Genomic DNA, 13,779 nt, shown 5'->3' with positions numbered 1-13,779 from the left:
CGGATGGGGAGTCCATAGAGGCCCGACTTCAATAGTCGGGTGTGACGGTGATCAAGATATCAGCGAGCTTTGGGACGCGGTGCTTCAATGAGGCCCGACTTCAATAGTCGGGTGTGACATGACTGCCGGCCATATCTGCCCAGGGTTGCCCACCTTCAATGAGGCCCGACTTCAATAGTCGGGTGCGACACGCCCGCCAAAACGCAAAAACTGATATTTTCCAGCTTCAATGAGGCCCGACTTCAATAGTCGGGTGTGACGGTCCTTGGGGATCGCGCCGGGTTTGCTCAAGTAGCTTCAATGAGGCCCGACTTCAATAGTCGGGTGCGACCGCCCCTGGTCATCAGGCTGCTGGCAGACATGGTTCTTCAATGAGGCCCGACTTNGTCTCGCTTTCCATCGCGGCCTTTCTTCAATGAGGCCCGACTTCAATAGTCGGGTGCGACGGCTCCCTTCTGTCTCGTTGCCCGGCCTTGTTTGCAGCGGTCGTGTTCGCTGACCGGCTGCAGCGCGGGCGTCTGTCAGGGCGCTGACGGCAGCAGTATGCCTCATCTCCCTGGCATTGCACAAGCGCGGATCTCCCGGCGTTCGGTCGGTCGATGGAGGTCCGCGCATCAGCGTGTCAATGCGGCCGACAGCTGTCGGAGGTGGCGGAAGCAGATGCCCACATCACCTTGCAGTAAATGCTTCAATGGGGCCGAATCAATCGGTATGATTATTTAATCACTTTACATTAAATAAATCCAGCAAAAATTATTGTCTCGAATATTCACATGTGGCATATGGTATACACAGATAGGCTGCTGGTGGTCGATCCATAAAATTCAGCCTGTTGTGACGCCATGGAGGAGTGCTATGTGCAATGCCGTGTTCAATGAGGTCAGGAATGCGTGCGAGGCGAAATCGGCTATCCGGTGGCGCGTGTCTTTGCAGCCCATGGGCGGCGCGCAGGACAAGGTGTTCCCTCCAACCTATCTTGGGGACCAAGACAAACCCACCTATGCCCTGGAAGAGCGGATGACCGCCGAGGGGCCCCGCAGGGTCGTACTGCTGGACTCTGTACAGTCCCAGGCCAACCGGCTGGAGGAATGCCTCCTGGAAGCGAGTCGCCAGGGCGAGGGCGGGCTGGGCCTGCCCATGTTCCAGGTCCATATCCCTGATCGCGGATGGATCACCTCCCTGGAGACCCCGCATCGGTGTTTTGACGCCATCTGGCGCGACTGTCTGGTGGAGGGCGTGCCCTTCCGGCAGTCTGCCCCAGGCAGGGCGCTCATCGCCACCCGCCGTGATCGGGCGGCGGAGATGTTCGCCCTCTGTCCCACGGGGCTGCTCTTTGGTTGCTGGGATTCCACCAGCATCGAGAAAACCTCAGGCCTGCGCCTGGAACGCGCGCTGGTGTCGGAGATTGTGGCCTGGGACGGTCTGGTGGGGCAGAAGACCAGTTCCCGACTGGACCCGCTGCACATCACCGATCTCCCCATCTACGAAACCCCGGAGGGCGGCTGGACTGCAGACCCTGGCAAGGCCAGACAGGACAAGAAGGGCAAGCCGGTCCTGCATCCCAAAAAGAAGTCCACGGGCATCAACCACAGCAATATTCCTCCCAGCCTCACACTGGGCGGCGTAAGCATTTCCCGGGCCGAGCAGGTGGCCGTGTTGTCCCTGATCCAGTTGCGACGGTTGCGATTCCCCGATGCGGCAGGGGGCGTCAGTGAGGCGCGGGATCTGGCCGCGCGCACGGTGTTGGCCTGCCTGGGTCTGTATGCCCTGGCCGCTCAGCTGGAACGCGGCTATGACCTGCGTTCGCGCTGCGTGCTGATTCCCGAGTCCAGGCCGCCGTTTGAGATCCTGGGCATGACGCTGGAGGATCGCCAGGAGGTTCAGTGGAGTGCAGAGGCGCTCCTGAAGGCCCTGCGCACGGCCGTGGAGGCGGCCAGGGAGCAGGGCCTGGGCTGGAGCGAACCCTTCACCCTGACGCCGTCCGACGCCTTGCTGGATCTGGTCTCCAGAAGTCGGCTCACGGCAGAACACGAGGACACAACCGAGGAGGAGGCCCATGCTGGCAATTGAAGTCCAGTTCCTCACCGGTCGGTATGTGGCCACGGATTACCGGAGCCGGGAGACGCCAGAATGGCCGCCGCATCCGGACCGGCTCTTTTCCGCCCTGCTGGCGGTGGCGGCGGAAGCGGGGGGCGTGGCATCAGATGGCAACGGGGGGGTGGATGAGGCCAGCATGGTCGCACTGCGCTGGCTGGAGTCTCAGCCGCCACCCATGTTGCATGCAGGCACCGCCCATGCGCGCAATGCTCCGATTGTGTATGTGCCGGTGGATGATGATTTTACGGTGAAGCAGAAAGGGTGCGTTTTGCCCGAGACACGGACACGCCAGCCGCGGCAGTTCCCGTCAGTGACCTTGGAAGCGCCGACAGTCTGCTTCATCTGGCCCGAGGCCGAGCCGGAGCCTGCCATCAGAAAGACGCTGGCTGCCCTGGTGTCACGCCTTGGCCGGTTGGGACACTCGTCCTCCCTGGTGCAGACACGACTGACAGAGTCGCCGCCTCTTCCCACGCATGTTCCCGATGCCCGGGCGGGTGATATGACCTTGCGGGTGCCCACGCCGGGGCGGCTTGCCCTGTTGCAGCATCTGTTTGCCGTCGGCCGCCGTCCCACGCCCGGGGCCCTCGTTCGCTATCGCAAGGTGCAGGACGCTCCGGCCGAGGCCATGGCGCAGGGGCCCTTTGTGGAAATGATCGTCTTTGAAAAGATCGCCGGACCGGCCATCGACATTGCTTTCACTGTAGCCGTGACCTCGGTGATGCGCGATGCCGTGATCAAGGCTGCCGGGATGGTGACGGGTCAGGTCCCCGAGCTGTTGCATGGCCATGGCGAGACGCCCCATGTCGCCTACGCCGCCTTGCCCTTTGTGGGGCATCGGCATGCAGACGGCCACCTCATGGGGGTTGCGGCCCTGTTGCCACGGGGGGTGGACAAGGCGACCCGGCGCACGGTGCTGCGTTGCATGGCCAGGGTCAGCCAACTGCAGTTCCGGCAACTGGGGGCCTGGGAAGTTCGCCCCCGCCCCATGGATTCCATGACCAGGGCTCTCATGCCCGAGACCTGGACCCGTCCATCGCGAACCTGGGTCACGGTGTCGCCGGTGCTGCTGGACAGGCATCCCAAAAAACATCTCTCCGCAGAGAGAATTCTCCTGGAGTCCCTGACCAGGGCAGGCTTGCCGGCTCCGGACTCGTTGGCCCTTGACGAGGCGCCGATGCTTGCAGGGTCGTGCAACAGCCGGGCCTTTGAGCAACGGCACAAACCGGATTTGCCCAGACGGTTTGCCACTCACGTCACCCTCACCTTTGCCACCCCCGTGATCGGCCCCTTGCTGCTTGGCGCGGGCCGGTATTTCGGGCTGGGGCTCTTTCGTCCCTGCGATGGCGAGGTCCGGCAGGAACGGCAGGAGCTTCGCCATGCCTCCTGATTTTCTCTCGTTCTACACGGCGTTGTATCATGGAACGCGTCAGGCTTTTCCCTGGCAACAGCGCCTGGCCACTGCCTTGTGCGCCGGAAACTGGCCCGAAACCCTGGCCCTGCCCACGAGTTGCGGCAAGACCTCGCTTCTGGAAATCCATCTGTATGCCCTTGCCTTGCAGGCTGGCCTCTCTGTGCTGGAAAGAACTGCACCGCTACGGCTGGTGTATGTGGTTGACCGCCGTCTTGTGGTAGACGAGGTGGCGCAACACGCAGCCTTCCTGCATTTCCGATTGTTCGAAGCCTTGCAGGGACATTCCCAGGAGGATGCGCCGGTACGGGAGATCGCCGCCAGACTTGCAAGCTTTGGCGGAGAGGGTCCGCTGCAGATTGTGGAACTGCGCGGCGGCATGTACCGTGATGAATCCTGGATATTCTCCCCCGCCACGCCGCTGCTGTGCATCTCCACCGTGGACCAGGCCGGCTCCCGACTGCTGTTCCGAGGCTATGGCCTGTCCGACTATCAACTGCCAGTGCACGCGGGCTTTCTGGGCTCGGATGTCCTCTACTGTGTGGACGAAGGTCATTTGTCGCGAGAGTTCCTTCGCACTCTTGCGGATGTCCGTCGTTACCAGGGGCAGGCTGCAGTCCAGGTGACGCCGCCCTTGCGCGTGCTGCAGATGACGGCCACGCCGCAACAAGCATCCGCCTCCTTAGAACCCATTGCGTTTTCCTTGAACCAGGAAGACCTGGACCACCCGGTGCTGGGTCGTCGTCTTCAGGCCCGCAAGCGCGCCTTGCTGGTGGAGACTAACAACTTGGTGCAGGAGGTGGTGGGCCAGGCATGGAAGCTTGCCGGCAAGGAGCATGTGGAGGTCGTGGGCGTCGTCCTCAACAGGGTCAAGACAGCCAGAGACGTCTTTCGCCTTTTGCAAAAAGAGGGAGATGCGGACGTCATTCTGCTTACCGGCCGTATGCGTCCTTGGAATCGGGAACGGCTTTTGAAGCGGTGGTTGAAAGAGCTGGAAGCCGGCAAGCGCGCCCGTGGAACTCGCCTGCGGCCGTTGTTCGTCGTGGCGACTCAGGCCATTGAGGTCGGAGCGAACCTGGATTTTGACGCCATGGTCACACAGTCGGCCTCCCTGTCCAGCCTGATCCAACGGCTTGGCCGTCTCAATCGGCTAGGGGAGTTCCCTGGGGACTGCCTGGCGGTCATTGTCCATGAGAAGCAGAAGAAGGGCTCGCTCGACCCGATTTATGGCCTCTCCCTGCCGCAGGCCTGGGATTGGTTGCGACAGGCCGAGCGGGAGCGCCTCGGGCACGGTGGCATCCTTGATCTTGGCATAGCAGGCCTGCAGTTGCTCGACTCCCTGCTTGAACGCCCGCAGGAGGCGCCCCTTTCCCCATCTCCGCTTCTCCTGCCGGGCCATCTCGATCTGTGGTCCCAGACCTCGCCGCGGCCCATGCCCGACCCGGATGTCGCCCCCTTTCTGCATGGTCTCCAGGCCTTGGAAGCGGCGGATGTGTTGCTTGTCTGGCGTGCGGATGTGACCCCGGATGATCCTGACGGTTCCCTCGCTGCCGTGGCCGTGGCACCGCCGGTGGTGGAAGAGGCCCTCCCCTTGCCCGTGGCGATGGTACGGACCTGGCTGGCGGGGCAGGCCAATGCAGCGGATGTTGTGGATGTGGAAGGGGTGGTGGCACGAAGCAACCAGAAGCAGACGCAACGGCCTCATTCCAGAGGGCTCCAGAAGGTGCTGCGATGGCGTGGCCCTGGGGAAAGCACGTTCGTTGATCCATCAGGCATTGCTCCGGGGGACACGCTTGTGCTCCCGGCCATACGGGGCGGCTGCGACGAATTCGGGTGGGATCCTACTTTCCGCAAGCCCGTGGAAGATGTGGGCGATGCCTGCTGGAACGAGAGAGCTCGCAGAGAGGTGGAAGCCGGCGCGCCCCACCCGCGTCGAGCTCGGCTGCGGGTGCACCCTAGACTCTTCAGTGCGATGCGGGAGGGAGGCAGGGGGAAGATAGAGGCCCTGCAGCAGCAATTGGAGTTGGGAACACCGGCTGTGGAGGCTGTTGCCGGTTTCCTGAACACGTTGCGCAACATTCTTCCGCAGACGGAAGCGATGGACCTCCTTTTGACGCACATGCTCAACGCAGATCAGGCTTGTCTCCGTTTCTATGCTGTCGCAGGGGAGGCAGGTGTTTGCTTCCTGGGTCAGGAGGTGCAGGGCAAAAATGCCACGCCAGGGGTGATTGCTTCCATAGGCATGCACTCCGACCAGGAGGAGGCCGACCAGTTCGTGACGCCCCCCCCGGATGGCAAAGCCGCCGCCATCACCATCGAGGATCATGGTCGCAAGGTAGCTGCTTTGGCGGGGAACTTCGCCCGTCGGTGTGGGCTTCATGAGTCACTGGTTCTGACCGAGAGTGTTGCTGGACGACATCATGATGATGGCAAAGCGCATCCCGGCTTTCAAGTATTACTGCACGGCGGCGACGAAATGGCAGCCTTGGCGGCAGAGCAGCCATTGGCAAAATCCCTGTGGTCCAGGGCGATTGCGGAGTATGCACATCCAACGGAAATTGCGGGGCTGCCGAGAGGATTTCGGCACGAGTTTCTCTCTGCGGTCCTTGTCGCCTCGCATCCCGGTTTTCCGTTCGACGCAGTAGAAGCGGATCTGTTGCTGTATCTGGTGGGGAGTCATCACGGCCGCGGCAGGCCTTTTCCTCCGGTGCATGTGGAGGACATGCCAGAGGTGGTCACTGTGGAGATCGAAGGGACTTGCCTGACAACCTCTTCGGACCATGGTCTCGAAAGGCTGGACTCCGGCTGGGCCGACCGCTTCTGGCGGCTCCAGCGACGCTTCGGGCCCTGGGGGCTGGCGTACCTGGAGGCACTTGTCCGCATGGCCGACAGAATCCAATCCCGGGGTGAAGTATGAACACCTTGATTCTCACCGGTCTGGAAGGAACCAACCCGCTGGCAGTCATGGCCGCTTTCGGACTGCTGCGCTGCTGCCAGGAGATTGCCTGTTTTTCCGGTGTCCGCCTGGCTTGGCAGGAGACAGCGTCCCTGTGGAGGCCGGTGTTGCATCTGGACCAACCCATCCCCAAAAATGAATTTTGCAACGTCTTGAGCGAGCATTTGGCCACTGCTTCCCAGCAGAGCTGCGCGGGCCTGCTGGCGCTGGTGGATGAACATGCAGTCACCGAGGCCAGAATGGCGCCATCCAGCTACGCGGCCATGGTCAGGAAGGCCCAAGAGGCATGCTTTCAAGGAAATCGGGGCTTGGCAGACTGGCTCTTGGCCCTGGCCAGCGACATGGTCTTGACGGGCAAGGGCGATACAAAACCTTCGCCGCTGTGCATGACATCCGGAAGTCAACAATTCTTTCCGACTCTTCAGAAATGCGCTGCGAGCATGAATCCCATGCAAAAGATTAAGCTTTCTGGTGCGAAGAGAACGCAACAGCAAAACCAAAGCAAGGAGCTGGCCAGGGTGGCGGGGCATTTCGAGGAGGCGTTGTTCGGTCCCTGGCGCTATGCTGACAATCAGCACTCCCTGGGCTGGGATGTCGGCGGTGATCGCGCGCACGCCTTGATGCCCATTGCACCAACGAAACTTGATCATTGCGGGGTATTGGCGGCAGTCTGGCTGGCCATTGAATCGCTGCCGCTGTTCCCGACGGTACTCACCCAGCATGGTCTCGCCACGGCCTGTTTTGAAAAACAAGGCCAGGGGCGCAACCAGGAAGAGGCGCTTCTTTGGCCCATCTGGACCCGACCCGTGTCCATCGACACATTACGTTGCCTGCTGCTGCAAACCATTGCCTGGAGCAGGGAGCCGCGTTCGGTTGCCGCAAGGCGCAGTATTGAAGTTTTCTACCGTGCAAAGAGGGTCTTGCTGGTACAAGGGCGTGCGACGTTTAAGGCTGCGGAAATTGTTGCGTGAGAGGTGTGCAGTCATTAGATAGTGGATGCTGGAAGACAGGCCTTTGATGCACGCTGAGTGCTGGAAGCTGAGTGTTCATAGTGGAATGGGAATCCACACGATTCTTGCACTCGGCTGCAAACAAGCTCTCTCCGCACCTCTCCCAATCTGAGCAATAGCCCGCGCCATCGTCGTTTTCGCAGTTGAGTGCAGACACTGCATGCCAGCCTGATCCTCCAGGAAGAGGCGCTCCTCCCCCTCTTTCCCTTCTTTCCCTCTTTCCCATAGTTCGTAACGCTTCAATGCGCTCCAGCGAGTCCACCGCGTGGGGAGAAAGTACCTGATTTTTGAACTCGAAAATTCCCTAGGCTGAGGGGGGCTGGTCACCGAAATATCGCGACCTCCAGACGCTTCTGGTCGCTGGAGCGGATGGCAATGCGAGACAATGCCAAAACAAGAGACCTCTGCACGGCCACCGCATCCTTTCCCTTCAAATCCAGCATGATATCTGCTATTCTTCCTTCACCCCAAGGAGGAAAACATGGCAGAGCGCAGCCCCAAGGCCCCGTTGCTTGGCGACTACTTCATGGCCCGGCGCAAGACCAAGCGCACCTTCCTGGACGACATTGACGCTCTCATCGACTGGCGGCCTATCCTCTCGTTTTTGAACAAGAAACTTACCCGCAAGGCCGACGCCGTGGGCAACCCCGCTTACCCGGCCCTGGCCATGTTCAAGATTCTGCTCCTGCAACGCTGGTACAATCTCAGCGACCCGGCCACCGAGCAAGCCCTCTACGACCGCCTCTCTTTCATCCGTTTCGTTGGCCTGTCCTTCGAGGGTGACGTCCCCGACGAAACCACCATCTGCCGATTCCGCAACGGCCTGATCAAGTTGAATATTCTCGACAAGGTGCTGGATCGCATCAACGAGCAGCTCGAAGCCAAGGGCCTGCTCGTCCGCGAGGGGACCGTGGTCGACGCCTCGGTAGTCGAATCTTCCCGCCGTCCGCGCAAAATCATCGACATCCTGCCCGAGGATCGCGCCGAGGAGGCCGAGCAGCCTCCTACATCCACTGCGAAATCAGACTGTTCGGTCAAGGTCAGCTTTTCCGACGATGCCGACGCGGCCTGGCTCAAGAAGGGGCGTTGCAGTCACTATGGTTACAAAATTCACGCCGCCCCCGCTTCCACGGGCGCTCGCGACGGCTTCTTCCTCGGCGGCCACGCCACCTCGGCCAACCGGTCAGACATGCGCGAGTTCGAAACGCTGCTCGATGAAATCCATGTTGTTCCAGGGACCTATGTCTATGGCGACAAAGGGTATTCCAGCGGCGCCAATCGCGATGCGCTGCTGGCCCGCGGCCTCAAGGACGCCACCATGGACAAGGCCACCCGCCGTGCGCCGTTGACGGCCTATGAGCGGCTGCGCAACCGGCTCATCAGCAGCGTGCGCTGCGGCGTCGAGCGGGTGTTCGGGACCTGGAAGCGCGGCTACGGCCTGGCCCGCGCGCGCTATTTGGGCCTGAAAAAGGTCTGCGCCGAGCTGTATCTGGTGGGGATGGCCTTCAATTTGAAGAAAGCCGTGCTGTTGATGCGCACTTGAGGGGCTGGCGCGCCTAAATTTTGAGAAGAATGCAGAAGATGAGGAGGAAATGAAGAAAACGATGGCAATGTAGGTCAAAATCTGAGGTCGGATAGGCAAATTTTCCGAAGTAAGGCTGTTCGGGTAGCGTTGTGCAGAGGTCTCTACGTTGTCGTTGTTGTCAAAGATCGCCAGGAGGCGGGTGCGGCCGAGCCAGAGGTACTTTTCGGTCACCTCGCCGTTGACCAGGCGGGCGGCGGGGCGGCCGAGGACGTCGTGACGATATTCTACGACAGTCCCGTTGCCCAGGTCCACCGTTTTCGTCTCGCCGCGGGAGGAGTATGTGTATGCAACGGTGGCGTTGGCCGTGATCTTCCTGGTCAGGAAGCCGTCGGCATTGTATTCATATTGCGTGTCACCGGCACGCAGCAGGCGGTCTTCTGCATCATACTCGAAAGTGCGGTTGCCGATGTCGAACCACAGACTGTACTGCGTCAGGCGCTCACCCTGCTTGCCGTAGGTGTAGGCCTCCAGCAGCGTGCCGTTGCCGTCCACCACGCGCGTCAGCCGGCCCATGCTGTCGTATTCGTAGTCATAGACCTGCGTGGCTGCGTCAATGGTCTCGGTCTTGCACTACAAATCTTCAGGAGCAGCTAATGCGGAAGGGGTCTTTGCCCCCCAAACCCACACTCCGCACGGCGCAAACGGTGCGTGTTCAGAAATTTCTTCGTCAAATAAAAGGGATGCTCGAATCGCTTCACTCTGCTCGGGTTCCAACCCCCAAGGGTTGAGTGAGATTCTATTCTTTGCCAAAAAGGTTGGCATTTGGTCTTTGTCCCAGAAAACTCCATAAAGTGCACTCATGGTGTTTATTACATCAGCAAAATCATATCCGAGCATGACCCAATTTTGATCCTCGCTCACGACTTCGAGCGGCAAGACATTCACACCGCTTACTACCTCTAAGATCTGTGCAATGGCAGTTGGGATGTCAATGGCAACTAAGACACAAAGGGATTGGCTTGCCATTTGTATCAAACTTTCATGTGGCAGGTTAAAAAACAACAGTCCATTTTGTTGAATGGCTAGGTCCTCTTTACCTTCAATGCATGGCCACGCATTCTCATCAATTGATAATGGATATTTACGCGTACGGCGAATGCGTTCATGGTAATAGCTCCTCTCTGGGCCTCTCAAGTCGTCGATGTCCACTTCGAACCGTCGGATATCGAATCCGGCGATGGACCTTGCATAGGATGGGAGCAGTTGGTTGCTGCTCCAGTCTCTAAGCTTCAGGCTTATTGACCAGTCTTCATTCACCATGGCGTTCTACCCTGGATTGAAGCCATACGCTGAGCATGGAAGGCAAGTTGGAGGAGTTGGATAAGTTGTTCCTCTTTTTTTAAGTTTTGTCCATTGACACTTACAGGTTGGATAAGGCACTTGCTCCATCTGATACGTGTGGTAATGAACATCAAGATACATATTAAGTTGTTTTTCAAAATGTGGTTTCTTTCCATTCGCTACATTATGCTCCGGGCCATGGCAAATCGTTCCAACCGGCGGATTACACGGCGGACACTCTTTGGGACATGAGTCTACCAAATCACTGAGAGCGGCGGCTGCGACCATCGCAGCAGCTACCGCATCTAGCGGTCCGGGTAGGGGAGTGTCCATCATTGCCACTGCTGCTGCGATTGGCCCAACTACCGCCATTGCACTCTGGCCATTGGCATCAACGTAGCGCACTGGGTTTGCAGAACAATACGCATAGATATTGGCGTCGTCGCTCTCAAACCCAATCGGATCCTTACTCGTCCACCTCCCCACTTCCGAATCATACCCCCGATACCCAAAGCGCACCAGTCCGGTATCACTATCCTGCAGTCCGCCAGCAAATCCAAATGGCACCTTCATTTCAGGATTGCTGTCGCTGATCACCCGCCCGAACGAGTCATACAGGACGTTCTTGACGACATGCCCGCTCGCATCCGTCACGGCCCGGAGGCTGCCGACCTGGTCGTAGGCGAAGTAGAACAGCTCGCCGGCCTGCTCCATGGCCAGGGGCATGCGGCCATCGGCGTACAGGAAGCGCTGCAATACATTGTCGTTGTTGTCAAAGATCGCCAGGAGTCGCGTACGGCCGAGCCAGAGGTACTTTTCGGTCACCTCGCCGTTGACCAGGCGGGGGAACGAAAAGAGGTCACCTGCATAAACCTCAAGGGAACATCCTGGCTATGGCCACCATCGCTTCATGTTCTATTTCGCTGCGATGATTTAGAAACAGGCTAGAATTTATAATTCTATAATATTTAATTTATAAATTTCTGATGTAAAAAATTTATTATTTGACATTTCTTTGAGTTAAAGTCAATAGCCCGAATTTCTGAGTGCTTTACCGCTACGAGAGAATCAACGCGCCCATAGTCGTCCACGATTTGGACTGTGACCCATTCAGAATCATATTCTTTAACAAAGCCAATTATAGAATCATCGTCGTCTGTGGTCCAGAACACCCCGATTGCATTGCTAGCAACTAATGCTTGGAGAATCTCTCCTATCAAGTTGTCATTAGACTTAATGGTGGGGATTTCTACGCGGTGCCGAAATTCCTGGTGGTGCTTGCTCAAGAATTCAATCTTGGATTCATAAACTCCTTGCATATCAACTCTAAAAAGGTCATTCGTTCTTCGAATTTCATATCCATCGTCAGATCCATCTGGGGCATATGACTTCAAAATATACCAATTCTCGTCAACATAGTAAACAAAGCCGACAGAGCAAGAAGATTGATCCGCTGGGTTGATATGTGTCGCAACCATCGTTCCATCTTTTTTCGCTTTTGCCAATACATCAATAATGGCCATAGATCTTCTCCTGTGAAAAGCCGTTTTCTTGATAACTGTCACCTGCGGTTCATTTGCGGTATGGCATTCTTTTGTCTTTCTTTTCGCCGCCTTGGTCCTTCCCCCTCCTCTTGTCACCTCGCTCATGCTTTTCTTTACTGCTTGGCCGCTTGTTGTTTGAATGCCCTCCTTTAGGCTCAGTCCCATCCTTATTCGCCATTTCCACATATTGCTTTGCGCACTCAGGGCAACTGGAAATCTCCTCAGGCAAAGTCCCGTCACTAAGTTCGGTAGGATCCAGGAGAATTTGGAGAACTGTTCCCAGGCCAAACCCTGCAGCGCGTCCGCATGCACTTGTGGCAAACTTTCCGAGTCGGGCAGCCGACTCTGCAATCTCCGCAGCTGCCTCACCCCAAGAGCCTCCTATCGCTTCCGCAATATGCCCCAGCGGATCATACAGATTGATCGGATCCGAAAAGCAGTATCGGAAGATATTGGCATCATCTCCCTCAAACCCAATCGGATCCTTACTCGTCCACCGCCCCACCTCGGGATCATAATCCCGATACCCAAAGCGCACCAGTCCCGTCTCACTATCCTGCAGTCCGCCAGCAAAGCCGAATGGCACCTTCATTTCAGGATTGCTGTCGCTGATCACCCGCCCGAACGAGTCATACAGGACGTTCTTGACGACATTGCCGCTCGCATCAGTCACGGCCCGGAGGCTGCCGACCTGGTCGTAGGCGAAGTAGAACAGCTCGCCGGCCTGCTCCATGGCCACGGGCATCCGGCCATCAGCATACAGGAAGCGCTGCAATACGTTGTCGTTGTTGTCAAAGATCGCCAGGAGCCGCGTGCGGCCGAGCCAGAGGTACTTTTCGGTCACCTCGCCGTTGACCAGGCGGGCGGCGGGGCGGCCGAGGACGTCGTGGCGATAACCTGTGCACTTTAAGTGCGATGATGCATTAAGAAAAATAATTTATAAATTTTTAAAGCGAAAAGCACCAACAAAAATTGATACGATCTTCCAAAGATAATATACAATAAACAACAGCACAATTACAGCATTCGCTAAAAAAACAATTTCGACAATTTTCCTACAACCAGTAGGGCAGAAATATCGAATCAGCAGACATGTTGACGGAATGAGAATTACATGCCGCACAAAAACGCGCACAAACATAAGACCGAGGGCTACATATCGAGATTTGATATATTCAAGCCTTGCCTGCCATTTACTCATATAAAATGTCCTTTAATAGGCAGCGTTTGGACCTATGGGAAAGGTACGCAAATTTTGTCGTCCTTGCAGCAAGGACCATAAGCAGCAAGTCCATAACCAACTCCAATTGTACCTTTCGCGATCCCAACGCTCCCATCAGGGCCATCCCCCCAATTCATGGTACCTCCTCCACCGAGCTTCGCTCCAGCACTTATCCCTACCCCCTTGGAGGTTGATGCATTATTGCCTGATTTCGGCGCAGTATTTCCTGCGGAAAGTGAAATATCTAAGCCTGTCCCCCCGTAAAGCCCTAACCCGGTGAGGTCGCAATTACTTATCTGAAAACATAAATACATAGTTCCAGTCTCAAAATCATATGCTATTGAGCCACCTATGTAGTAATTCTTCCCTGTAACTCCGCCCACAAGGGTTGCACTTGCACCCCCACCAATTTCGACACTAAACAGACCTAATGGATCTTGCCGGTTTGTTGGGCGTTGCCCACAATATCGATATGATAAAACGAAAGATTCGTCAGGAAATGGATCTTTCGCCATCCACCTCCCCACCTCCGGATCATAATCCCGATACCCAAAGCGCACCAGTCTCGTCTCACCATCCTGCAATCCGCCTGCAAACCCAAACGGCACCTTCATTTCAGGATTGCTGTCGCTGATCACCCGCCCGAACGAGTCATACAGGACGTTCTTGACGACAT

Annotated in this window: 10 protein-coding genes and 1 CRISPR repeat array; of the genes, 5 read left to right on the top strand and 5 right to left on the bottom strand. The window is 57.4% G+C overall.

Annotated features, from left to right (window positions below; translation table 11 throughout):
* Positions 1-10: 10 nt before the first annotated feature.
* A CRISPR array of direct repeats spans positions 11-327; the repeat unit is 32 nt; unit sequence CTTCAATGAGGCCCGACTTCAATAGTCGGGTG.
* 528 nt (positions 328-855) lie between these two features.
* The 5 genes from cas7g to DGI_RS11245 all read left to right on the top strand — a co-directional run bounded on the left by cas7g (position 856) and on the right by DGI_RS11245 (position 9,014).
* Entirely contained in the window at positions 856-2,070 is a 1,215-nt protein-coding gene (gene cas7g, locus DGI_RS11265) for a type I-G CRISPR-associated RAMP protein Csb1/Cas7g (RefSeq protein WP_021761181.1), read from the top strand.
* On the top strand, positions 2,057-3,484 hold the full coding sequence (gene csb2 / locus DGI_RS11260; protein WP_021761179.1) for a type I-G CRISPR-associated protein Csb2: 1,428 nt from the start codon (positions 2,057-2,059) through the stop codon (positions 3,482-3,484). Before cas7g ends, csb2 begins: the two co-directional genes overlap by 14 nt.
* Positions 3,474-6,422: a type I-G CRISPR-associated helicase/endonuclease Cas3g gene (gene cas3g, locus DGI_RS11255; protein ID WP_021761177.1), complete on the top strand. Its 2,949-nt coding sequence runs from the start codon at positions 3,474-3,476 to the stop codon at positions 6,420-6,422. The genes csb2 and cas3g overlap by 11 nt, the downstream gene beginning before the upstream one ends.
* Positions 6,419-7,432 (top strand): type I-G CRISPR-associated protein, Cas3-extension family, encoded by a 1,014-nt coding sequence (locus tag DGI_RS11250; protein WP_021761175.1) that lies wholly within the window; start codon positions 6,419-6,421, stop codon positions 7,430-7,432. The genes cas3g and DGI_RS11250 overlap by 4 nt, the downstream gene beginning before the upstream one ends.
* A gap of 520 nt (positions 7,433-7,952) precedes the next feature.
* Entirely contained in the window at positions 7,953-9,014 is a 1,062-nt protein-coding gene (locus DGI_RS11245; RefSeq protein WP_021761173.1) for an IS5 family transposase, read from the top strand.
* A gap of 612 nt (positions 9,015-9,626) precedes the next feature.
* On the opposite strand, the gene DGI_RS18440 is transcribed toward DGI_RS11245, so the two are convergent.
* The 5 genes from DGI_RS18440 to DGI_RS18000 form a co-directional block, all read right to left on the bottom strand.
* Positions 9,627-10,316 carry a hypothetical protein gene (locus tag DGI_RS18440; RefSeq protein ID WP_144284177.1) on the bottom strand — a complete coding sequence of 230 codons (690 nt, stop codon included), beginning with the start codon at positions 10,314-10,316 and terminating at the stop codon, positions 9,627-9,629.
* A 6-nt stretch (positions 10,317-10,322) separates the two neighbouring features.
* Positions 10,323-11,162, bottom strand: coding sequence for an RHS repeat domain-containing protein (locus DGI_RS18005; RefSeq protein ID WP_021761170.1), 840 nt, complete (start codon positions 11,160-11,162; stop codon positions 10,323-10,325).
* Positions 11,163-11,305: 143 nt separating this feature from the next.
* Positions 11,306-11,860, bottom strand: a complete 555-nt coding sequence (locus DGI_RS11230; RefSeq protein WP_021761169.1) for a hypothetical protein — start codon at positions 11,858-11,860, stop codon at positions 11,306-11,308.
* 49 nt (positions 11,861-11,909) lie between these two features.
* The gene (locus DGI_RS17320) at positions 11,910-12,725 is read right to left on the bottom strand and encodes an RHS repeat domain-containing protein (RefSeq protein WP_051286702.1); all 816 of its coding nucleotides are present in this window, start codon (positions 12,723-12,725) and stop codon (positions 11,910-11,912) included.
* Positions 12,726-13,114: 389 nt separating this feature from the next.
* On the bottom strand, positions 13,115-13,779 hold a 665-nt coding region (locus DGI_RS18000), incomplete at its 5' end, for an RHS repeat-associated core domain-containing protein (protein WP_021761167.1).

Origin of the sequence: Megalodesulfovibrio gigas DSM 1382 = ATCC 19364, assembly GCF_000468495.1 — a bacterium.
In the GTDB taxonomy this organism is placed as follows: Bacteria; Desulfobacterota; Desulfovibrionia; order Desulfovibrionales; family Desulfovibrionaceae; genus Megalodesulfovibrio; species Megalodesulfovibrio gigas.
Note: the sequence above shows the minus strand (reverse complement) of the source record. Positions and strands in the feature narration are given on the sequence as shown.